The sequence below is a fragment of the Allobosea sp. P1_B10 genome, from assembly GCF_056406735.1.
Genome location: NZ_JBFTZP010000002.1, coordinates 1 through 22,341 on the forward strand (window position 1 = coordinate 1; position 22,341 = coordinate 22,341).

The window sequence follows — 22,341 nt, forward strand, 5'->3', positions numbered from 1 at the left end:
GCACAGCGCCGGAAAGGTCGAGGCTGGAACCGGGTCGAGGCTGGAACCGCCGCCGCCCCCTCCGACATCGATGACAAATGTGCGTGCCACCGGCGCCGATCCGTCCTCATTGCCATCCTCGACCGAGACGGCGAAGGACGGCGTGGTCGCGACGCCATCATGGCGGAAGGCGACCTGTCCGGCAGAAAGCTGCTGCGGTGTGAAGCTCGTGGCTGCCACCCCTCCGACCAGGAGCGAACCGCCCGCAATGCCTGAGGCCGTGAAGGCGACGCCCGTCGCGCTGTCGTCGGGGTCGGTATAGAAGAGGTCCGCCTGGCCCAGCACATAGGTGCCGCCACTGGCGACAGCGCTCCGGAGGTCACCGGTCAGGGTCGGTGCGACGTTTACCGTTCCCGTCGTGACGGTGAACACGAAATTCTGCGCGACGGGCGGCGAGCCGTCCTCGTTCCCGTCCTCGACCGAGATCCTGAAGCTGCCGACCGGCTCCGTGCCGTCATGCCAATAGGTGATGCGGCCGGCCGCAAGCTGTTCGGCCGTGAAGCTGGAGACGGCGGTGCCGTCRCGGCGGATGAAGCCGTTGTCGATGTTGCTGACCGTGAAGGTCACGCCGGCGGGATTGTCGTCGGGGTCGGTGAAGAAGATGTCGCTGGTGGTGAACTGGTAGGTGCTGGCGTTGRCGATCGTCGCCTTGAGATCGCCCGTCAGCGTCGGGGCGACATTGCCTTGCCCTGCGGTGAGCGTGATCGTCGCTGCAGCGGTGGCAACTGTCTGGCCGCCATTGGCGGTTCCGTCGCCGTCGTTGAGGGTGAACATGACCTGTCGCGTCGCCGTCGCGCTGCCCGCGCCAGCCGAGAACGCGACATGTTGAAGAAGCGTCTGGACGGCAGCGACGGTGGCGCTCGTACTCAGGCTCACCACGAGATCGGTGCCGCTCGTTCCTCCCGAGACCGTCCCGATGCCGGTCCCGTTGACCCGTACGGTCGTCCCGGACATCGTCACGGTCGTATCCGTCAGGATCCGGAGTTGGTCACTGGCTGAGCCGTTCTCCGTGATGGCCACGCGCAGCGACCCGCCGCCGAAATTCGGAGAGTCGATATCTGTGACGGTCGCAAGGGCGGCGAGTTGGATGGCTGCCGCGCCGGTCTGATGTGACAGCCCCACGCCGGTTCCCGCCGCTGCGCCATTGAGATCCAGCACCGGGGCATCGTTGACGCGCGTGATCGAGACGCTCCCATCCCGCGCGACGCTGGCTTCGGTGCCGTCGCTCGCCACCACCCGGACCGTCCTGGCCGCCGTGGAGGGCTGGTCGCTGCCATTCTCGTAGAAAAGGCCGCGCAGGATGGCCTGGTAGGTTGCCGTCGACGCACTCCCGGAAATGCTGAGCACACCGGTGGACGCCGTATAGCTAATGGCGAGCCCCGCGGTGGCAGCGGTGCTAGCGGCGGCGGTATCGAGGCTCAAGCGCTCCACCGCATTTCCATCCGGGCGGGCCAGCAGCGTTGCATTGAGCGAGACGAGACTGCCCGTATCCTGGTCGATCAGCGTCGCATTCGGTGAGACGGGGACCGAGCGGTTCTCGACGAACGCTGCAGACGACCCGGTGCCAGAGGCCGCACCGTTGAGGTCCAGGACCGCGAAGATTTGCCGTGCCAGGATGGCGTTCCTGCTAGGCGCCGCGGCGCTGGCGTCGCTCCCTGCGAGCGCACAACAGACCAACCGCAACGAACCGCTTGCGATCCAGGACCAGGGCAGCTTCGCTGTCGGGGGTGCGGTCACGACTGCGCCCGGCAGCTTCGACCCGCTCAAGCCGCTTCTACCGGCCGGGCAGAGCTTCCATGGCGATCACCTTTACGCCTTCTACCAGGTGCCGGTGAACGCCCGGGGCCTGCCGATCGTGATGTGGCATGGCGCTGGGCAGTTCTCGAAGACCTGGGAGACGACGCCTGATGGGCGCGAGGGATTCCAGACCCTGTTCCTGCGCCGCAGCTTCGCGACTTACCTGATCGATCAGCCGCGCCGGGGTAATGCCGGTCGCAGCACGGTCGAGGCCACGATCAAGCCGGTGCCGGACGAGCAATTCTGGTTCGGGCAGTTTCGGGTCGGCCTGTGGCCGAACTATTTCGATGGCGTCCAGTTCGACCGGAAGCCGGAGACGCTGAACCAGTATTTTCGAGCGATGACGCCCAATACGGGACCCTATGACGGGAAGCTGATCTCGGACGGTGTCTCCGCCCTGTTCGCGAAAATCGGTCCCGGCATCCTGATGACGCATTCGCAGAGCGGTGGTCCCGGCTGGCTGACCGCGATCAAGAGCCAGAACGTCAAGGCGATCATCGCGTTCGAGCCCGGCAGCGGTTTCGTCTTCCCACAAGGGGAACTCCCCAAGCCGGTTCCAACCTCCTTCGACACCCTCGAGGGCGTGCCGGTTCCGATGACGGATTTCGTCGCCCTGACGAAGCTCCCGATCCTGATCTTCTACGGTGACAACATCCCGGCCAAGCCCAGCGATGTGCCGACGCAGGACGCCTGGCGCGGGCGGTTGGAAATGGCTCGGATGTGGGCCGACACGGTCAACAAGCACGGTGGGCAGGTGAAGCTCGTCCATCTCCCCGAGATCGGTATCCGGGGCAACACGCACTTTCCTTTTTCCGACCTGAACAATGTCGATATCGCCGACCAGGTCTCGAAATTCCTGTCCGAGAAGACGCTGGACTGACACGGGCAACGCGTGCCGTTCCGCATTCGCCGAGGGTCTGAGAGGACCCTCACCATGAACCGTCCGGCATCGCGGACAAGGAGCTCTTCGAAATCGCCGGGTTAACCCACATCGGGATCTATTGGGTGCCCCGGTATGTCGAAGTCGCGATGGGCAAGCTCACACCCTTCTTCGCCCGCCCCCTTGTCGCCGGCCGCAACTGACCTGCTGGCCGCATCCCCTGACCAACTGGAGTTCCTCGATGCAAATCGTCCTTGGCGCGTCGGTCGCCGCACTGCTGCTGGGCTCCTCTCTGCCCGCTCTGGCTCAATCCCAGGTTCCCGCACCGGCCCAGCCAGCGGCTGCGAAGGCGCCGTCCCGCGCGCAGCAACTCATGGGCGACATCGCTCCGAAAATGGCGGAGCTGACGGATAACGTTCTGTTCGGCGACATCTGGGAACGCCCAGGCCTCGCCAAGCGCGACCGCAGCCTCGTCACTGTCGCCGCCTTGATCGCCCTGAACCGTCCCGAACAGTTGCGCTCGCATATCGCGCTGGCGCGCACCAACGGGGTCAAGGAGGAGGAGATCGTCGAGGCGATCACGCAGTTGGCCTTCTATGCCGGCTGGCCGAACGCCATCGCGGCGATCGGCGTGGCTCGCGAGGTGTTCAAGCCGAAATGAGAGCCTACATGCTCGTTCGCGTCTCCGCCGTCCTTGCAGGACTGGCTCCCGCTGCCGCAGCGCTGTCGCAGCCCGCTCAGCCCGTCATCGTCCAGCGCGCAGGCTCGCAGCCGCCGGCGGCTGGCCCCGCCCAGAACTTCACCGGCACGGTGCGGGTCGACGGCCGCTTCCAGGGCAGTCAGCCGGCCCGGATCAGCGGCGGCACCGTAACCTTCGAGCCCGGCGCGCGAACCGCCTGGCACACTCACCCGCTGGGCCAGACGCTGGTGGTCATAGCCGGCCTCGGGCTGGTGCAGCATTGGGACGGCCCGGCACAGGAGATCAAGCCGGGCGACACCGTCTGGATCCCGCCTGGCGTGAAGCACTGGCATGGCGCCACGGCGGGCGCGGGCATGACGCATGTCGCGATCTCGGAGGCGCTCGATGGCAAAACCGTCGAGTGGTTGGAGCATGTCTCCGACGAGCAGTACAGGCGATAGGGCAACGCGAACATGACGCTTCCCAAGTTCCAGATCGCGATGGCTGGCCTGTCGATCGCCGCGGTCCTAACCATGGGCTGGCAGGTCCATGCCGAGGCGACCCGCACAACTTTCCCCGAGCTCGACAAGCTCGTGCACTACACCACGGTGCGGCGCGGCAACGTGACCGAGCACATCATGACGACCCCGGCCGCCATGGAGGCGGTGAAGAACCGTCAGCCAGTGCCTGCAGGCACGCACTTCGTCCTCGTCGACTATCGAGATGGCAAGCTTTTCCGCTACTTCGTGATGGAGAAGGGGCAGGGCTGGGGCGCCGACTACGACGAGCGCCGCCGCACCGGAGACTGGCAGTTCCAATGGTTCTGGCCGGACAGGACGATCAACACGGCGGAGAACACTGCCCGCTGCCAGTCCTGTCACAGCAGCCAGTCGGGAGCGGAGTACCTCTTCACCGGCTCCCGCATTCCCCGTTTCAACGGCACGCCGGTCGAATAGCGCGGGAGCTCCGATCGTGACGCGACTGTTCCTCTTCCGGCTCTGGCTGGATGGATTGACGGCGGCCCTGCTGCTGCTCGGCTTCGCCTATTGGTGGATGGGCAACGTCGTCCACGAGGTGGCGGGAACGTCGATGTTCGTGCTCCTGATCGCGCACAACATCTTCAACCGGCGCTGGTGGGCAGCTATGCTGAAAACACGGCGCGCCCCGCGCAGCCTGTTCAATCTCGGCGTCACATGGGCACTTCTCGCCGCCATGCTGGCGCTGGTCGTCACCAGCACATTGATCTCGAACGCGCTGGCGCCGTACCTCCCGCCCTGGGGCGGCTTCACGATGCGACAGATCCACACGCTGTCGGCGTACTGGGTGCTGGTCATCGTCGCGATCCATCTCGGGCTGCGCCGGCCAATGCTGATGGGCGTCGGCCGCACTCTGTTCGGCATCAAGGCACCCAGCCGTTCGCGAACCGTCATATTGCGTGCCATCGTGTTGGCGGTCGCCCTTCATGGCGCCTGGAGCTGCATCGTGCTCGGCCTCGGCGGAAAGCTCTCCATGCGGATGACGCTGGACTGGTGGAATTTCGAGGAATCGGTAGCGGGCTTCTTCATCCACTGCGGAGCGGCGGCCGGAATGGTGATGGTTCTGACCTATTACGGGCTCAGGCTGATGCAATCAGCGGATGGCCGGAGCAAACGGGGCGGTCAGCTGGCGCGCACCGCATCAGTCGCGATAGCGCAAGGCATCGACGAGGACCGACAAAGCCGATGAGGAGTGTCGGCGGCTGGGATAATACAGGTGATAGCCGGGAAACGGCGCGCACCAGTCTTCGAGCACGCGCACCAGCCGTCCCGCGCGAATATGCGGCAGGGCGTGATCTTCCGGCAGATAGGCCAGGCCCAAGCCGTCGAGTGCCGAGTTCAGGCGCATCGCCAGGCTGTTGAAGACCAGCTGCCCGTCCGAGCGAACCTTGATCTCATGGCCGTTCTTCTCCAGCCCCCAGGCAAACAATCCGCCATAGGTCGGCAGGCGCGACCCGATGCAGTTGTGCTCCGTCAGATCCTGCGGCGCTTCGGGGATCGGGTACCGCTCGAAATAGGCGGGAGAGGCGACGACGGCCATCCGCATCTCGGGGCCGATGCGAACGGCGACCATGTCCTTGGCCAGTTGCTCTCCCAGGCGCACGCCCGCGTCGAAACTGCCCGAAACGATATCGACGAGGGCGTAGTCGACGATGATCTCGACCTTGATGTCGGGATGACCGGGCAGGATCCTGTTCAAGGCCGGCTGCAGGATTGAAATAGCCGCGTGCTCGCCCGCGGTAATGCGGACCGTGCCTGCCGCCTTGCCGCGCAACTCACCCAGGGCCGCGATCTCGGCCTCGATCTCCTCGAAGCGTGGCTCGACAGTCGCGAGAAGCCGCAGGCCGGCTTCGGTCGGAGCGACACTGCGCGTCGTACGGGTGAGCAGTCGAAGCTTGAGACGTTCCTCCAGCCCCTTGATGGTCTGGCTCAACGCAGATTGCGAGATGCCAAGCTTGGCGCCGGCCTTGGTGAAGCTGCGCTCGCGCGCGACCATGGCGAACGCGGCAAGCTCGTTAAAATTCGGATGCGCCATTGATTAGCCTGCCTTATGGGCGAATGCCGATCATGACGCCAGATCGTGTAGTTATGCCAGACCCAAACCACCTGCGAGCAACTTTCCGGCCGCGCCAGCCTGGGATTGTTCACCCCGCGAGCGCGTAGCTGAGCAGCACGCCGGCGAGGGCGGAGGCTGCGAGCGTCGGGATCATGCCGACCTTGAAGCGCAGCATCGCGACCAGCGCGCAAAGGCTGAGCAGGGCCGCCCGCCAGTCCAGCGATGACAGCACCGGCAGGTCGGGCGCGAGTCCGAAGACTGCCACGGAACGCACCTCCCGGAACAGGACGTGAAGCGCGAACCACAGCGCCAGGTTCATCACCACGCCGACGACTGCCGCCGTAATCGCGGTGAGGGCGGCAGAGAGCCCCTTGTTGCCGCGCAGGGCCTCGACATAAGGCGCGCCGAGAAAGATCCAGAAGAAGCACGGCGCGAAGGTGACCCAGACCGTCAGGAGGGCCCCGAGGCTACCGGCCAAGACAGGGTCGAGCGCTCCCGGCGAGCGATAGGCTGCGAGGAAACCGACGAATTGCAGAACCAGGATCAGCGGGCCCGGCGTCGTCTCCGCGAGACCGAGCCCATCGACCATCTCGCCGGGCTGAAGCCACCCGAAGGTCTCGACCGCTGCCTGCGCGACATAGGCGAGCACCGCATAGGCTCCGCCGAATGTCACGACCGCCATCGTGCTGAAAAAGCCGCCGATATGCGTCCAGACGCTGGCCTGCCCGGTCAGCAACCAGAGCAGCGCGACTGGCCCGAGCCAAAGTGGAAGCCAGATGGCGCACACCCGCAGCGCCTTCGCGGCCGATGGCGTTGCATGCGCGAGCTCACCTCGGTCGAACATCAGGTCGACGACGCCCTTGAACTCGGGCGCGCCGTCATTTTTGCCATGGCCGCCGCTGGCGAACGCGGCCAGCGCGTAGCGGCTGCCCAGCCAACCGACGATACCGGCAGACAGGATGATGATCGGGAACGGGATCTTGAGCAGGTAGATCCCGATGAAGGCCGCGACCGCGATCAGCATCATGGCCCGGTTCTTCAGCGCACGCCGGCCGATCCTGAGGCCGGCCTCGATGACGACCGCCAGCACCGCCGCCTTGACGCCGAAGAAGATGGCGTCGACCAGCGGGACCTGGCGATAGACGACGTAGAGCAGGCTCAGACCCAACATCACGAGCGTGCCGGGAATGATGAAGAGCAGGCCGGCGACCAGGCCGCCCATCGTGCGGTGCATCAGCCAGCCGATATACACGGCTAGCTGCTGTGCCTCGGGCCCGGGCAGGAGCATGCAGTAGTTGAGGGCGTGCAGGAAACGCTGTTCGCCGATCCAGCGCCGCTCCTCGACCAGTTCCCTGTGCATCAGGGCGATCTGGCCGGCAGGGCCGCCGAAGCTGAGAAGCCCGATCCTTGCCCAGACTCGCACGGCCTGGGCGAAGGTCGGAGCGGACGGAGCGGACGGAGCGGGGACGCTGTCGACTTGAGAGGTCGCGAGGGTCATGGCGCTCTCCCTCACGCGGCCTTCTGGGGTGTCGGCCAGTTGTGCGTTTCCTCGGTTGCATCCCGGCACCATCGGTAGAAGGCGTCATAGAGCAGCATGCCTGCATCAAGCTGCTCGAGGTCATCCCTGAACATTCGCGACAGGCCCAGCGAGGCGGCGAGGAAACCGGGAGCCTGGGGCGAGAGGTCGGGACGTGCGGTATCGGCAGCCCGCACGATCGTCGCCAGCCGATCGAGCGCGGGCGAGGCGAGCCCGAACTCCTCGATCATGATGTCGAAGGTGCAGCGCTCGCCGCGGTGGCTCCAGAAGACGTCGTCGATGTCGAAGGGCGTCGCGCCGAACCGGTCGGCGACGTCGCGCACCTCCGCCGCCGAGACGAACAGGAAGACGGCTTTGGGATCGATGAAGCGCCGTATCAGCCAGGGACATGCGATCCGGTCGACCTTCGGGCGCGCACGCGTGACCCACAGCGTCCGCCCGGCTGCGTCGCGTGAGGGGAGCTTGGCCGTGGAGGCCAGAAGGCCGCCGGCATCGCGCCAGGCCTCGAAGCCGCCTGCCAGGTTCTCGGCTTCGACGCCCTCGTGCCTGAGCCAGGCGGCGACGCCCTCGCTCAGCTTCTGTCCACGCTGGCAAACAACGACAGCGCGGTGACCGGTATAGTCGCGGGCCCAGCCCGCTACGTCCTTGTGGGACCGATGCTCGGCGGCCGGCAGGATGCGCGCGTCGAGCGCGACATCGTCGGCGATCCGGACATCGATGATCGTCGGCGCGCCGGGCAAGCCGACAAGCCGTGACAACTGGGCAGCGGTGATCTGGATGTTGGAAGACATGGGCGTCCATCCCTGACTCGAGGAAAGTGGACGCGAACATTGGGCTGACGCCTCACGGGGTCGTCGCGAAGAACCCCTTGCGGCAATCTTGAACCATAAGGCGCGCCGGCTTGCAACAGCAGCGGGGACGGCGCTGCCTTGAACCCGGGCGGTCCGCAGGCTGGCTTCTGCGATGCCTGCGATCGAGCCGGCATATGGCCGCAACAGTCGATGTGATCGCGCCCGAGATCGCGCTTCCTCATTCCCCACGCCTAGCCGTCCTGTCCGATAAAGCGCTTCAGCGATGCGGCCACGTTGAGGATGTGGCTGCGCAACGTCTCGCAGGCCTGCTCCACTTGGCCGCTCCGGCACAGGCGCAGCAGCTCGCGGTGCTCCTCCTCGGCGCGTTCCATGGCTCCCGAGAGGGACAGCTGGATACGGGTGTGACGGTCGCATTCCTGCAGGAAGTTCTCGACCAGCGCCATGGCGCGGGGCCGGCGCGCATGGCGGTAGAGCTGGCGGTGGAAGGCGGCGTTGAGCTCGCCCCAGCGGCGCACGTTCTGGAGCCTGAGCTCATGCGTGTACTCATCGAGGAGCGCATCGATCCCACTGTAGTCCTCGGCCGTCAGCATCGGGGCCGAATGCCGCAGCAGCAGCGGCTCCAGGGTGGCGCGCAGTTCGAAGAGTTCGTCGATCTGCTCCGAGCTCAGCTGCGCGACGACCGCGCCACGATGGGCGTTGACCTTGACGAGGCCTTCACCCTCGAGCTGCAGGAAGGCTTCGCGCAGAGGGATGCGGCTCGTGCCAAGCTCTTCCGCGAGCGCACCCTGGCGCAGTTGCATGCCGGCGGGGATTTCGCCGTCGAGGATGCGGCGGCGCAGCTCGGCAGTTACCGCCTCCGCAAGTGTCTTGTGCTGCAGGCCCTTACGTATCGGCTGCGCGTCTGCGGCCATGAAAGGACATGCTCCCAAATTCGCGCCTCGCGGGAAGCGCGCCATCGGTTGGTGGATTGTAGATCATCTACACCCGGCACGTGACGCTTCGGTGACGTCCCTGGCCTGAGGCTCCCGCACGGCCACATGGTCGCGCGGGAGGAGGTTTGCACCCTGCTGATCGCCGCGCGGTGGTCGCTAGGCGAAGCTCACTCGGTGGCTGTCATTTTGCGGCGCTGGCGTAGGACTGCCAGCGCTTGAGGAATTCGTCGCGCTTGGCGGCGGCGTCGGCCTCGTCGATCTCGAAGATCTTGACGCTGCCGATGGCGGGCAATTCGACATGCTTGGAGACGTCGATGTCCGAGCGGCTGGGGCGACGGAACGCGTTCTCCAGCAGCGCGATCTGGACCTCCTTGGAGAGCATCAGGTCATAGGCGGAGCGCGCCGCGACGCCGGCGGGAGCACCCTTCACCAGCACCTGGAACTCGGGGGTCTGGAAGGTGCCGTCCGCGGGATAGAGCAGCGAGATCTCGCGCTGGCCGCCGGCGACATAGGCATAGGCGTTCGACTCGAAGGTCAGGCCGACCGAATATTCGCCCTGCGCGACGGCGCGCAGCACGGTCGAGGCGGCGCTCGATACGGTGAGATTGAGGGCCAGGGCCTTCAGCGCATCGGGGCCGAGCAGCTTGTCGACGCCCCAGAGGATCGTATAGGCGGTCGAGCTGTTGGCGGGGTCGGCAATGATGATCTTGCCCTTGAAGGCGGGGTCGATCAGGTCTTTCCAGGTCTTGGGAGACGCGGTGCCGCCGAGCTGGTTCTTGTTGACCATGGCGACGACGAGATGGACGTTCGAGGCAGTCCAGAGGTTTTGCGGGTGGCGCAGCGCGGCCGGGATGCTGGCGGCCTCGGGAGAGGAATAGGGCTCGAACAGCTGCGTGAAGGCGCCCAGCGTGTTGGCGCTCGAACTCCAGAACAGGTCGGCCTGAGGCTTGGCGGCTTCCGCCTCGATGCGGCGTAGAAGCTGGCCCGAGCCTCCGGTGATCGTGCTGATCTTCAGGTTGGGCAGCTTCTCCTTGGCGACGCCGAGGATCGAGTCGACCGCCTGAGCATTGTTGGAGGTGTAGAGCACGACGGAGCCGGAGGCGCCCTGCGCCAGGGCGGGGCTGAGGCTCGGCGCGGCTGCGAGGCCGGCAAGCCCGGCGAGCAGGGTGCGGCGGTCGATGGTTGCGGTCATGGCGGGTCCCTTCATGGTTTTCCCCTCTGTAAGGCCGCCGCGGGATGTCGGCCGGCCGAATTTCAAATGTCCCGGTTCAGCTCTTCGACGAGAACAGGTCGATCTTGAAGACGCGGGTGGCGACGATGATGGGAATCAGGATCACCGCGACCAGCACCAGCCCGTATGCCGAGGCCTGCGCCATCAGATTGGAGTCGATCAGCTTGTAGATCTGGATCGGCATGGTCTCGCGGCCGCCGGAATAGACGATGATCGAGGCGGAGAGTTCGGCGACCGTGGTCGTCCAGGTCAGCACGGCCGCGGCCGCGACGGCCGGCAGCATCAGCGGCAGCACGACCTTGAAGAAGGTGGCCACCGGCGGCACGCCGAGGCTGATCGAGGCCTCCTCGATGGAGTTCGGGATATTGTAGAGCGTCGATGACGAGTTGCGGATGCCGAACGGAAGGCGGCGCACGACATAGGCCAGCACGATGATGCTCGCGGTCCCGGTTATCGGCAGGAAGCCCGTGTTGAAGGACATCAGCAGGCCTATGCCGATGATGGTGCCTGACAGCGCGAGCGGCAGGGCGGTGAGATAGTCCAGCAGCGGCGTCAGGATGTTGCGCTTCTTGACGATCAGATAGCTCACCAGCGCGCTGAAGGTGATGCCGATCACCGTCGCCACGGCAGAATAGGCGAGCGTGTTCAGGACCGGGTCGGGAGCCAGCCGGAACAGCCGCTCAACATGGGTCGTGGTCCATTCGCCCCAGCGCATGACCGGGCCGCGCGACACGGTGAAGGCGCCGACCAGGATCGAGCCAAGCGGCAGCAGCGAGACGACGACGATGACGCCGGCCAGGAGCCCCGTGACGAGGCCCGCCACCCCGCGCAAACGTTCGGCGCGTGCGCCGCGGCCCTGCGTCACCTCGTGGCGGCCGCGCGAGACGATCCAGCGTTGCGCGAACAGGACGATCATGACGAGCGCGATCGAGACGGTCGCAAGGGTCGACTGCATCACAGGATCGGAGCCGCCTTCGGCGACGGCGGCCTGATAGGTCAGCACCGAGAGCAGTGGCACGCGGCTGCCCAGGATGGTGGCGGTGGCAAAATTCCCGACGACGAGGGTGAAGACGAGGAGCGCGCTTGCCAGCACCGCCGGCAGAACCACCGGCAACATGACCTTCAGCCGAGAGCGGGCAGGGGAGGTGCCGAGGCTCTGGGCGGCCTCCTCGAGCTGGACGTCGAAGCCGCGGATCGCGGCCAGGGTGCCGATATAGACATAGGTGTAATAGGTGAAGGTCATCACCGTGATCAGGCCGGGCCAGCCGTAGAAGCTCGGGATGTCCATGCCGCGCGCGCCGAGCCAGCGCGTGATGAAACCGTTATTCCCCAGCATCATGAGCCAGGTCTGTGCGGCGATGACCTCGGGTATCACCAGCGTGACCAGCGGGAGTACGGCGACGATGCTTTTGCCAGGAAACTCGAAGCGCGCTGTAAAATAGGCCAGCGGCACGCCGATCAGCGTCGTCGTGATCGTGACGGCTATGCCGAGCAGGATCGTGTTGACGATCGCGGCGGCGTATTTCGGATCGCCGGCGACCATGCTCCAGCCGGAGCGCCCGCTCGCCCCGCCGAAGCTGCCGGTCAGGACGTTGAACAGCGGATAAAGCAGAAACACGGCCAGGATCGCGAGCGCCAGCGCCGAGAACCAGAACCAGACCGAGCGCAGCTGCGCGGTCACGACGCCAGCACCAGGGTCTTGTTGGGATCGAAGACGAGCCCGACCGACGCCCCGGGCTCGAAGCGGTCATGTGCGCCGTTCTGGAGATCGACCGCAACGCTGCGGCCGCTGGCGAGCATGATCTTGTAGCTGGTCTTGCCACCGAGATACTGACGATGGGCGACGGTCGCCGGCAGCGCGCCGTCCCGGCCAGGCTCGGTCAGTTCGATATCCTCTGGCCGCGCGACGAGAATGGCCTTGCCGGCGGCGAGCGCCGACGGAGCGCGGGCGTTGATCGGCGCGCCATCGAGGGAGATTGCACCGACTTCGCCTGCCTGGCGCGCCTGCGTCGCGACCTCGACCAGATTGGCGCCGCCGACGAAGTCGGCGACATAGCCGGTCCTGGGTTCGCGATAGATCGCGGCGGGGCTGCCGACCTGCTCGAGCCGGCCCTGGTTCATCACGCCGATGCGATCGGACATAGCGAGCGCTTCCTCGCGGTCATGCGTGACGAAGACCGTGGTGATCTTCGCCTCGCGCTGCAGTTCGACGATGGTCTCGCGGACCTGGACGCGCAGCTTCGCGTCGAGATTGGACAAGGGCTCGTCCATCAGCAGCACCAGAGGCTGGATGACGAGCGCGCGGGCCAGCGCGACACGCTGGCGCTGGCCGCCCGAAAGCGCGGCCGGGTGGCGATTGCCGAGATGACCGAGCCCGACGCGTTCCAGCGCCGCGCCGACCTTGGCCTTGACCTGGCTTTCCGGCTGCTTTCGCGCGCGCAGGCCATAGGCGACGTTGTCGAAAACGGTCTTGTCGGGGAAGAGCGCGTAGTCCTGGAACACCATGCCGATGTCGCGTTTGTGCGGCGGCAGATGCGTGACGTCCTTGTCGCCGAAGCGCAGGCGGCCGCGCTCGGCGGTGATAAAGCCGGCGATCGTGCGCAACAGCGTGGTCTTGCCGCAGCCGCTGGGGCCGAGAAGGGTGAAGAAGGAGCCGGGCTCGATCGTGAGCTCGAGGCCGTCGATCACCCTTTGCCCGCCATAAGCCACGGCGAGGTCCTCGATCGCGATACCCATGTTACCCCTCCGCAATGGCCGCCCCGGCGGATCGTCGCCGTCTCGGAGCCGGTGATGTCAGTTCTTCATGGCCTGTTCGACCAGGCGCAGGGCGTCGCGATGGCGCGCCGGATCGCCGGCCGCCAGAATTCGCTTGCCCGTCTGCTGCGTGATCGGAGCGCCCTCCCAGTCGGTGATGATGCCGCCGGCGCCTTCGAGGATCGGGCGGAAGGGCGCAAAGTCCCAGAGCTTGAGGCGGGTGTCGATGGCGGCGTCGGTGCGCCCCGAGGCGAGCAGCCCGTAGCTCATGCAGGCGCCGCCCCAGATCCGCCAGGCGGTCGCGGCGCGCATGGCGTCGAGCGCCGGGCGCTCCTCGTCGTCGAAGAAATCGGGATTGCTGGCGGAGATGATCGCCTCGGCCAGGCCGCCGCAGGCGCGGGTCCGGCAAGGCGCGCCGTTATGCGTCGTGGAACGGCCCTCGAAGCCGATCCAGCGGTCGCCGGTCACCGGGTGGTCGATGACGCCCAGGATCGGCACGCCATCGCGCATCAGGGAGATCAGGGTGCCATAGACCGGCATGCCGGCGATGAAGGCTGCGGTGCCGTCGATGGGATCGAGCACCCAGACGAACTCGGCGTCCGGATTGATCGGTTCGTCCTCCTCGCCGATGATGCCATGGCGCGGGAACCGATCGGCGATCATCTCGCGCAGGCGGCGTTCGATCCGCGCATCCAGCGCCGTGACGAAGCTGCGGTCCGGCTTGACCTCGACGTCCGGGCGAACGGATGCCGCATCACGCAGGATCGAGCCGCTCTCGGCGACCATCAGGTCCGCGAAGGCCAGCCAGCTGTTCTCATCACTCGCGATCACAACCAAGCTCCCCCACCCGGTGTCATTTTGTAGATGATATACAATCTGAAGGACTGAGGCGAGAGGCCCTGTGGTTTCCGGCGGACGATGCTAGCCGGACGCGGGTCAAACCCGTTTCAGCGTCACTTCGCTCGCGGGCGCCCATAAACGGCGAATTTGCGGCCCGGTACGGGTTTCCGGAGACGATCGGGCCGGCACCGACGTGGCCGTGGCGCGACCGTCGAGGGCATAAGCGGGGCTGTCGTATTCGCCTTAAGTCTTAGTCGGCTCCGGCCGGCGCGGGTGGAATGTGACAGTTTTATGTCACATACCAAAGGGAAGCCAGACAATAGGCGCCTCGGGAGGACCGTTCCATGAGCTTCAAGCTACCGCATCTCGCCGCCACGACCTCCTTGCTGCTCGCTCTGGGCGCCGGTTCCGTCGCCCCCGCCAATGCGCAGGAGGCCTGCCCCGCCAGTGGCCAGCTCGACACGCTGTATTGCGACGCGAACAAGGATCTGGTGGCCGACGCGCCGACCGACCCGAAGAAGTGGAAGGACCCGTCCGCGCTGGTCTGGGCCTATACCCCGGTCGAGGACCCTGCCGTCTACGCCAACATCTTCAAGCCGCTGACCGACCATCTCGCGACCTGCACCGGCAAGCGCATTGTCTACTACCCCGTGCAGTCGAACTCTGCCGAGATCGAGGCGATGCGCTCGGGCCGCCTGCATTTCGCCGGCTTCTCGACCGGGCCGACTGGCTTCGCGGTCAATCTCGCAGGTGCAGTGCCGTTCGCGGCCAAAGGGGCGGGGACCGAGGTGCGTGGCTACAACCTCGTCGCGGTGGTCAAGGCGTCGAGCCCCTTCCAGAAGCTGTCCGATCTCAAGGGCAAGAAGGTCGCCCACACCTCGCCCTCGTCGAACTCCGGCAATCTCGCGCCACGCGTGCTTTTCCCGGAACAGGGGCTGACCGCCGACACCGACTACAAGCCGCTCATGTCGGGCGGGCACGACAAGTCGTTGCTCGGCGTCGTATCGGGCGACTACGACATGGGTGCGGTCGCCGGCGACGTCTATGAGCGCATGATCGTGCGCGGCACGATCAAGAAGGAAGACGTGCGCGAGATCTATCGCAGCCCGATCTTCCCGACCTCGTCCTTCGCCTACGCCCACGATCTGAAACCCGAGCTCGCCAAGAAGCTGACGGACTGCTTCTTCTCCTTCCGCTTCACTCCGGAAATGACCAAGGAGTTCAACGGCGACGACCGCTTCCTGCCGATCAGCTACCAGAAGGACTGGGCGGTGGTGCGCGAAGTCGCCGAGAAATCGGGCACGCCGTACAACAAGTCCGCCTACGAGATCGAGGCCAAGCGCGAGGCCGACGAGATGGCCAAGAAGAAGGCCGCGCCTGCCAAGGCTCCCTGATCGCGCGACGCAGTCCTCAAACCAGGTTCACGATCCATGAGCGCCCTGCCTGAGGCGTCCGGCCAGGGCCGGGCGCTCGTCATTCGAAACCTGGTCAAAGAGTATCGGCCCGGCCAACCCGTGCTCCGCGACATCTCGCTGGAGGTGTCGGAGCCCGGCATCGTCGCGATCATCGGTCCGTCGGGAACCGGCAAGTCGACGCTGATCCGCTGCATCAACCGCCTGGTCGACCCGACATCGGGCTCGATCGTGCTCGGCGGCGTCGATTTGGCGAAACTCCAGGGCGAGGCGCTGCGCCAGGCGCGCCGCCGGCTGGGCATGGTCTTCCAGGAATACAATCTGGTCGAGCGCCTGACCGTGATCGAAAACGTGCTGTGCGGACGGTTGGGTTACGTCCCGGTCTGGCGCGCCTGGACGCGACGCTTCTCGGATGCAGACATCGCGCGCGCCTTCTCGCTGCTGGATTCGGTGGGGCTGGGCGAGTTCGCGACCCGCCGCGCCGACCAGCTCTCGGGCGGCCAGCGCCAGCGCGTCGGCATCGCCCGCGCCGTGATGCAGGAGCCCGACCTCGTTCTCGCCGACGAGCCGACCTCGTCGCTCGACCCGAAAACCTCCGTCGAGATCATGGAGCTGCTCGCCAAGGTCGGACGCGACCGCGACATCCCCGTGCTCGTCAACATCCACAACGTCGCGCTGGCACGGCGCTACGCGCTGCGCATCATCGGCATGTCGAAGGGGCTCGTCGTCTATGACGGCCCGCCGGGCGGCCTCCAGGACAGCCATCTCGCCGAGATCTATGGCGGCGAGGGCTGGATGGAATGAGCGCGCCGGCTGCGTCTTCGGGAAGCCTGCGGCAGCGCGCCTTCCCCACGAACTGGCCGCTGCGGATCGGCGCCGCGGTCTTCCTCGGCTATGTCGCCTATGCCGCGCGTATCCTCGACATCCGCTGGGAGCGCTTCGTCCAGGGCCTGGACAATGGTGCGAAATTCCTGGGCCGGATGTTTCCGCCCAACGTCGCCGCCGACAAGATGCAGTTGCTGCTGGATGGCATGCTGGAATCGCTTCAGATCGCGATCATCGCGACCGCGGCCGGCGTGCTCCTGGCCTTGCCTCTGGGGCTGTTTGCGGCGCGAAACCTGATGCCGCTGCCCGTCACCATCGCGGCACGCGGGGTGATTGCGCTGTGCCGGACCTTCCATCCGGTCATCGTCGCGATCCTGTTCGTCAAGGCGGTCGGGTTCGGGGCGCTGGCGGGCGTGATGGCGCTGGTGATCGCGACGCTGGGCTTCATCGCGAAGCTCATCGCGGAGGCGATAGAGGAGATGTCGATGAAGCCGATCGAGGCGCTGCGCGCGACGGGCGCGCCGTTCCTCTCGGTCGTGACCATGGGGGTGGTGCCCCAAGTCCTGCCGCGTTTCATCGGCTTTGCCGCCTATCAGCTCGATTCCAACCTGCGCAATTCCGCCCTCGTCGGCCTGGTCGGGGGCGGCGGCATCGGGGCCACCCTGTTCACAGCCTTCCAGCGCTTCGACTATGATTTCGTGCTGACCATCATCATCGCGATCATCGTCACGGTGATGGCGGGCGAGGTTCTCTCGGCCTTCATGCGCCGGGTCTATCAGGACGAGGCACCCTCGGGCGTCGTGATCGAGCGGCCGGAGGGGCGCCTCTGGCGTCGCTTCAGCCCGCTCGAACGCTGGTTGCGGCTGGCCTTCTGGGGGCTGGCTGCCGCCGCGCTCGGCTGGTCTCTGCAGACCATCGAGGTCATCCCCGAATTCCTGTACGATGCGCCGCAGCAGACAGCCGACCTGTTCGGCCGGATGTGGCCGATCGACTGGAGCTATTTCGGCAAGACCGTAGCCGAGGCGCTGGTCGAGACGCTGCACACGGCAACACTCGGCACCATCCTGGCGATCGGGCTCGCGACGCCGGTGGCGCTGATGTGCGCTCGCAATGTGACGGCCTCACCGCTGGTCAATGCGCTCGGCCGCTTCATCCTGGTGGCGACGCGTTCGATCCACACGCTGGTCTGGGCGCTGCTCTTCGTCGCCATCTTCGGGCCCGGCGCGCTGGCCGGCGTCATGGCGATCGCCGTGCATTCCATCGGGTTTACCGGGAAATTCCTGGCCGAGGCGATCGAAGAGGCCAAGGCGGGGCCGATCGAGGCCCTGCGCGCCGCGGGAGCGCCGCAGCGGGCCGTGCTGCTCAAGGGCTTCTGGCCGCAGGTGAAGCCGGCCTTCCTGGCCGTAAGCCTGTTCCGCTGGGACATCAATGTGCGCGAAAGCGCGGTGCTGGGACTGGTCGGGGCCGGCGGCCTTGGTGTGGCGCTGCAGGCCTCGATGGACAATCTCTACTGGGATCAGGTCGGGCTCGTGCTCGTGGTCATCTTCGTAATCGTGGTGGCGACCGAAATCGTCACGACGACGCTGCGCTCGCGGATGATCTGACTGCGGGGCGGACTGTGGGCTGCCGTCAGCGGCGCAGCAGCGCCAGCAATGCGCGGTGCTCGACCAGCGCATAGGTCGCGGCATAGGCCGATCCCGATGCCAGTGCTACGGCGACCAGACTGCCTATGCCCACGGGCGCCGGCAGCTGCCACAGCGCCGCGAGCATCACCGCAGCCGCCAGCCCTGTCGCGACCAAGGCGCGCAACGAGACCGGCGGGCCATGGCGACGGGCGATGATAGCGAGGCCGAGCGCGGTTGCCAGCATGGCGGCGATCAGGCAGCCGACGATGCCGCCGAGCAATCCATAGAACACGGCTCCAATGCCGCAGAAGACAACCGTCGACAGCGCCTCGACCGCGTCGAGCGCCGCCATGATGCGGGGCTGCTCGCTGAGCTGGAGAATCTCGTCGAGATAGTGATGTCGGAAGACGCGGACCGCCCCGGCGAGCATCGCATAAGGCAGGATCTCAGCGGTGGCGTCGTGGAATTCTGGCGCCGTCACAAGCCGGGCGAAGGGCTCGGCCACGCTGAACAGCCCGACGGTCGCCGGCACCAGGACGGCGAGCAGGATAGGCCCGGCCACCAGCAACTGCTTCACGCCGGCCTCGATGCCCTTTTCACGCGCGGTGCTTGCCGCGATCGGGAACAGCGCGGTCGTAGCTAGTACGCCAAGCTGCGTCGCGATGCGCTGGCCAATGCCCCAGCCGACATGGAGCAGGCCGACGGCAGCCGTGCCGAGCGCGGCATCGGTGATGAAGCGCACGCTCTGCATCGAGACCCAGGCCAACCCGGCGCCGAGGGTGGTGAAGGCTCCGTAGCGATACGCGGCCACCAGAATGGGGCGGTCGATGCCGCCGGCCAGCCTGGTGAGAGCAACCCGTGGCGCCATCACCGCTGCCACGACGAGATGCGCCAGGGCCATCGCCAGAAAGGCGACGGTCAGGCTCGCCTCCAGCAGCGTAAAGCCGAGCAGCGCAAAGGCGAGGCTCAGGCCAGGCCCCGCGATCTGCGCAAAGGCATGCAGGCCGATATGCTGTGCCGCGCGCGCACGCACGCTCCAATGCGTGACCAGGCTACGCAGCACGCCGGCCAGTGCCGCGCTGGCGACAAGCTCAGCGTCGGGGAGATCATCGTCGAGGACGAGCATGAAAGCCGACACCAGCAGGGCCTGGACCACGCCCGTCGCCAGCAGGATGCCGGTCTCCGTCCGGTCCTGGCGCGCGCGGATGTCAGGCGCGCGTTCCTCGAGATAGCGCAGCACATATTGCGACCACCAGGACAGGGTCGCGATCTGCGCGAGATCCTGCAAGGCCACCACCATCGCGTAGATGCCGAGCTGCGATGGCGAGAGCCAATAGGTCAGCACCAGGATCGTGGCGAGCTGGATCAGCGGCCCCAGCATGCCCGCCGGAACGTAGAGCAGCGTTTTCCGCAGGACCATCGGCGACGCCCCCGGCAGCCCTAGGAGACGCCGAAGAGGACGAGCTCGGAATAGGCGTAATCGAGCCGGTCGCGCGTGATCGGCCCCCGCCAGAAGCGCTGCCGACCGGCCCGGAAATAGGCGCCGGGCGGACAGTCCTCGCGATGCGCGTCGAGGGAGACGAACAGGATGCCGTGGCGTGCGAGGAACCGCATGACGGCCGGGAGATTGCGGATGGCCGCGCTCCGGCTCTCGGCATAGATCACCTGCGCAAACCGGATGCCTTTGCGCCGGATCGGGCGAAACAGCAGCGGTGTGATCGTGTCGCCCTCGCGCAGCACGCCGGCAATGCAGCCCTCCCGGACATGCCAGTCGAGCATCGCAGCCTGCGGCGCGCTCAGCAGGGAAGCGGCTGCGGCGACGCTCAGAACCTTCGCGCCGCGAGGGCCAGGCAGCGCGGCGAAGGGGGCGGCGGCCGCGAGGATCATGCCGCTGTTCCAGATCGAAAAGCCCAGGGTCTCGTTGAGCTTGTACAGCTGGGGGGCCGCTGTCAGATCCGTGAAGACCCCGTCATTCTGGTCGAGGACGGCGCGCAGCATCATCGGCGCCCGCCAGCGATGCGCCGGCTCGATGAACCAGCTCGACAGGTTGATGACGTCGCCGGGTGGCCCGTCGGCGTGATGACGGACGCTGCGCAGGGCTAGCATGATGCCGACGCTGACCCCGGCTGCATCGAGAAAATAGCCGTATCCCCCGTTCTGCGAGGCTGCGAGGCGATCGAGGCCACGACGCCAGAAATCACCGTCCTGCCCAGGGAAGCCGCGCTCGAGCAGCGACACGGCTTCCGGCAACTGGGCAGCCTCGATGGGGCGAAGAGGGATCGTGCGGGTGCGAGCCGATGACGTCTCGCTCATTGCGAGATGAGCCGCAGCGGCGGCAGGCTGCTCGATCGTCGTGCATCCGCCATCAGGCCGCATGCCGCCGAGCCAGCGCCTCGATCTGGACGAGCGTGTCGAGCTGGGTGATGTCGAAATCGGGATCCGTGAGATCCAGTCCGAACTCGGTTTCGAGCAGGGTCATCATCTCGGCGGCGGCAAGGGAGTCGAGCCGGCCGCTCATGAACAGGGAATCCTGTTCGCCGATCGGGCCCTTGTGGCCATTGGCGGCCAGCATCGCCATGACGGTGGCGCGCAGCGCTGCGTTATCCGGGGTCGTCATTCTGCCCTCTGGCGGTTCAAGGAGACCTGCGCGGCTTGCTGCGCGGGACCGGGCAGCGGCGCCGGCATCGCGTCGGTATCGAGCATGCGCAACAACGCGCCGCGGTCGATCTTGCCGTTGATGTTCCGCGGCAGGGCGGCGCAGAGGATGATGCGCCCCGGCACGAGATAGCGCGGCAACCCGCGCGCCATGTCGTCCCGGATCGCGTCTGCCTCGCCGGAGGCACCGGCGACGAAGCCGACGAGGCCCTCGGCCGACCCATAGTTCATCGGCCACGCCACGGTCGCCACGAGTTCGGTGCCGGCGGCGCGGCGCAGATGGGCGTCGACCTCCTCGAGTTCGACGCGATTGCCCTTCAGCTTGATCTGGTTGTCGACCCGGCCGAGATGGTGAAAGACGCCGTCCGCATCCATGCGGCCGAGATCACCCGTGAGATACCAGCGCTCGCCCGCGATGATCCGGAAGCGCTCGGCGGTCAGTTCCGGCTGGCCGAAATAGCCGATGCCGAGCTGCGGCCCGTTGAGCGCGATCTCGCCGGGTTCGCCTGGCGCGACGGGTTTCTGGGCCTCGTCGAGAATGGCGACCGTCATGGTCGGGTAGGGGCGGCCGATCGCGACGATGTCTCGGCCGCTGGTCACGACCGGAGGCGACGTCAGCCTCTGTCGCAGGCCGATGACGGTAGCCTCGGTCGGGCCGTAGATGTTTTCGACCACGCCGTTGGGCGTCGCCTCTGCCCAGGCCTGCGCGGCCGGCACCGGCAGTGGTTCGCCGCAGAAGATCGAGAGCCGCAGGCTCGGAAAGATCCCGGGCTTCAGCGCGCCAGTTTGGCGCATCAGGGCGATCACCGTCGGCACCGACATCCAGACTGTGAGCGCATGGCTGCGGATGAAGCGCGCGGGAGCCAGCATCTCGAGCTGTGCCATCACATGCAGCGAGGCGCCGGCGCGCAGGCAGAGAAAGAGGTTATGGACCGAGAGGTCGAAGGTGACGTCGCAGGCCTCGCCGATGCGATCCGCAGGGGTGTAGGCCGTCCAGGGCTCGCTCTGCTCGAGGTAATGCGCGAGCGAACCCGCGGAGATCACAACGCCCTTGGGCAGACCGGTCGTGCCCGAGGTGAAGATGATATAGCCGACATCGCCCGCTGCCACCCGAGCCGGTTCGGCGAGCGCCGGTGCGGTGAGGGCGCCGCGCCGGTCGACACGCTGTCCGGGGCGTGCGGGCCTGAGCGAACTGCCGTCGGGCACCACAACCAGATCCGGCGCTGCCGCCAGAACTTCCGGGGTCAGAAGCGCGACGCCGTTCTCGTCGGCGACGAGCGCGTCGAGTTCCAACTGCCCCATCAGCGCGATCAGGCGCTCGGCCGGCCATTTGAGATTGAGCGGCACATAGGCGCTTCCGGCCCAGCAGGCCGCGAGAATGCCGACATAGGCTTCGAGGCTGCGCGTTCCGAGAATGCCAACGCGGCGCGATACGCCCGGCGCCGCCGCAATGTGCCCCGCGAGACCCGCAGCCTGATGAGCGAGAGCGCCGTAGGTCAGTTCGGCTCCACCGGCGCGGATGGCGATTGCGTCCGGATCAAGCTTTGCCTGTGCGGAGAGCGAACAGGCGAGATTATAACCGCGGCTCATCCCATCCCCCTTGGTTGCGCACGATATACCACTAGGAAGGTGGACGCTTAGCTGCAACCTGTAACGGGAATTAATCCTAACAACGCTGGGGGCGTTTTGTCGCGTTTCGTTCAAGTCGAAATCAATTCCTGAATGTTCATG

Annotated in this window: 21 protein-coding genes; 8 read left to right on the forward strand and 13 right to left on the reverse strand. The window is 66.5% G+C overall.

Annotation, left to right across the window (positions count from 1 at the left end; genetic code table 11):
• The coding region (locus AC1D2L_RS04675) for a cadherin-like domain-containing protein (protein WP_476844676.1) at positions 1-1,461 on the reverse strand (1,461 nt) is incomplete at its 3' end.
• Positions 1,462-1,654: 193 nt separating this feature from the next.
• On the opposite strand from AC1D2L_RS04675, the gene AC1D2L_RS04680 reads away from it, so the two are divergent.
• From AC1D2L_RS04680 to AC1D2L_RS04700, 5 genes are all read left to right on the forward strand, one after another.
• A complete protein-coding gene (locus AC1D2L_RS04680) occupies positions 1,655-2,716 on the forward strand; it encodes an alpha/beta hydrolase (RefSeq protein ID WP_476844677.1) in 1,062 nt (353 codons plus the stop codon).
• Positions 2,717-2,957: 241 nt separating this feature from the next.
• A complete protein-coding gene (locus AC1D2L_RS04685; RefSeq protein ID WP_476844678.1) occupies positions 2,958-3,377 on the forward strand; it encodes a carboxymuconolactone decarboxylase family protein in 420 nt (139 codons plus the stop codon).
• An 8-nt stretch (positions 3,378-3,385) separates the two neighbouring features.
• On the forward strand, positions 3,386-3,856 hold the full coding sequence (locus AC1D2L_RS04690; protein WP_476844679.1) for a (R)-mandelonitrile lyase: 471 nt from the start codon (positions 3,386-3,388) through the stop codon (positions 3,854-3,856).
• A gap of 12 nt (positions 3,857-3,868) precedes the next feature.
• Positions 3,869-4,351, forward strand: coding sequence for a cytochrome P460 family protein (locus AC1D2L_RS04695; RefSeq protein WP_476844680.1), 483 nt, complete (start codon positions 3,869-3,871; stop codon positions 4,349-4,351).
• A gap of 16 nt (positions 4,352-4,367) precedes the next feature.
• Positions 4,368-5,120 (forward strand): DUF4405 domain-containing protein, encoded by a 753-nt coding sequence (locus AC1D2L_RS04700; protein WP_476844681.1) that lies wholly within the window; start codon positions 4,368-4,370, stop codon positions 5,118-5,120.
• Here AC1D2L_RS04700 and AC1D2L_RS04705 read toward each other — a convergent pair.
• The 8 genes from AC1D2L_RS04705 to AC1D2L_RS04740 all read right to left on the reverse strand — a co-directional run bounded on the left by AC1D2L_RS04705 (position 5,073) and on the right by AC1D2L_RS04740 (position 14,084).
• Positions 5,073-5,966 carry a LysR family transcriptional regulator gene (locus AC1D2L_RS04705; RefSeq protein ID WP_476844682.1) on the reverse strand — a complete coding sequence of 298 codons (894 nt, stop codon included), beginning with the start codon at positions 5,964-5,966 and terminating at the stop codon, positions 5,073-5,075. The genes AC1D2L_RS04700 and AC1D2L_RS04705 overlap by 48 nt on opposite strands.
• 109 nt (positions 5,967-6,075) lie before the next feature.
• On the reverse strand, positions 6,076-7,485 hold the full coding sequence (gene chrA / locus AC1D2L_RS04710) for a chromate efflux transporter (RefSeq protein ID WP_476844683.1): 1,410 nt from the start codon (positions 7,483-7,485) through the stop codon (positions 6,076-6,078).
• 11 nt (positions 7,486-7,496) lie between these two features.
• On the reverse strand, positions 7,497-8,315 hold the full coding sequence (locus tag AC1D2L_RS04715; RefSeq protein WP_476844684.1) for a chromate resistance protein ChrB domain-containing protein: 819 nt from the start codon (positions 8,313-8,315) through the stop codon (positions 7,497-7,499).
• 251 nt (positions 8,316-8,566) lie between these two features.
• Positions 8,567-9,247: a GntR family transcriptional regulator gene (locus AC1D2L_RS04720; protein WP_476844685.1), complete on the reverse strand. Its 681-nt coding sequence runs from the start codon at positions 9,245-9,247 to the stop codon at positions 8,567-8,569.
• A 202-nt stretch (positions 9,248-9,449) separates the two neighbouring features.
• Positions 9,450-10,475 (reverse strand): extracellular solute-binding protein, encoded by a 1,026-nt coding sequence (locus AC1D2L_RS04725; RefSeq protein ID WP_476844686.1) that lies wholly within the window; start codon positions 10,473-10,475, stop codon positions 9,450-9,452.
• A 61-nt stretch (positions 10,476-10,536) separates the two neighbouring features.
• Positions 10,537-12,180 carry an ABC transporter permease gene (locus AC1D2L_RS04730; RefSeq protein ID WP_476844687.1) on the reverse strand — a complete coding sequence of 548 codons (1,644 nt, stop codon included), beginning with the start codon at positions 12,178-12,180 and terminating at the stop codon, positions 10,537-10,539.
• Positions 12,177-13,235, reverse strand: coding sequence for an ABC transporter ATP-binding protein (locus tag AC1D2L_RS04735; RefSeq protein ID WP_476844688.1), 1,059 nt, complete (start codon positions 13,233-13,235; stop codon positions 12,177-12,179). The genes AC1D2L_RS04730 and AC1D2L_RS04735 overlap by 4 nt, the downstream gene beginning before the upstream one ends.
• Before the next feature lie 57 nt (positions 13,236-13,292).
• The gene (locus AC1D2L_RS04740) at positions 13,293-14,084 is read right to left on the reverse strand and encodes an inositol monophosphatase family protein (protein WP_476844689.1); all 792 of its coding nucleotides are present in this window, start codon (positions 14,082-14,084) and stop codon (positions 13,293-13,295) included.
• Between the two features lie 353 nt (positions 14,085-14,437).
• Between AC1D2L_RS04740 and phnD the strand changes: the two genes are divergently transcribed.
• From phnD to phnE, 3 genes are read left to right on the forward strand one after another with little or no spacing between them, the layout of a single operon-like run.
• Positions 14,438-15,487, forward strand: coding sequence for a phosphate/phosphite/phosphonate ABC transporter substrate-binding protein (phnD, locus tag AC1D2L_RS04745; RefSeq protein ID WP_476844690.1), 1,050 nt, complete (start codon positions 14,438-14,440; stop codon positions 15,485-15,487).
• A gap of 36 nt (positions 15,488-15,523) precedes the next feature.
• Entirely contained in the window at positions 15,524-16,309 is a 786-nt protein-coding gene (gene phnC, locus AC1D2L_RS04750; protein WP_476844691.1) for a phosphonate ABC transporter ATP-binding protein, read from the forward strand.
• The gene (gene phnE, locus AC1D2L_RS04755) at positions 16,306-17,934 is read left to right on the forward strand and encodes a phosphonate ABC transporter, permease protein PhnE (RefSeq protein ID WP_476844692.1); all 1,629 of its coding nucleotides are present in this window, start codon (positions 16,306-16,308) and stop codon (positions 17,932-17,934) included. The genes phnC and phnE overlap by 4 nt, the downstream gene beginning before the upstream one ends.
• A 25-nt stretch (positions 17,935-17,959) precedes the next feature.
• Here phnE and AC1D2L_RS04760 read toward each other — a convergent pair whose 3' ends face one another.
• From AC1D2L_RS04760 to AC1D2L_RS04775, 4 genes are read right to left on the reverse strand one after another with little or no spacing between them, the layout of a single operon-like run.
• Positions 17,960-19,375 (reverse strand): lipopolysaccharide biosynthesis protein, encoded by a 1,416-nt coding sequence (locus tag AC1D2L_RS04760; RefSeq protein WP_476844693.1) that lies wholly within the window; start codon positions 19,373-19,375, stop codon positions 17,960-17,962.
• Between the two features lie 20 nt (positions 19,376-19,395).
• Positions 19,396-20,268, reverse strand: coding sequence for a hypothetical protein (locus AC1D2L_RS04765; protein WP_476844694.1), 873 nt, complete (start codon positions 20,266-20,268; stop codon positions 19,396-19,398).
• Positions 20,269-20,320: 52 nt separating this feature from the next.
• Entirely contained in the window at positions 20,321-20,572 is a 252-nt protein-coding gene (locus AC1D2L_RS04770; RefSeq protein WP_476844695.1) for a phosphopantetheine-binding protein, read from the reverse strand.
• The gene (locus AC1D2L_RS04775) at positions 20,569-22,200 is read right to left on the reverse strand and encodes an AMP-binding protein (RefSeq protein ID WP_476844696.1); all 1,632 of its coding nucleotides are present in this window, start codon (positions 22,198-22,200) and stop codon (positions 20,569-20,571) included. The genes AC1D2L_RS04770 and AC1D2L_RS04775 overlap by 4 nt, the downstream gene beginning before the upstream one ends.
• Positions 22,201-22,341: the final 141 nt, after the last annotated feature.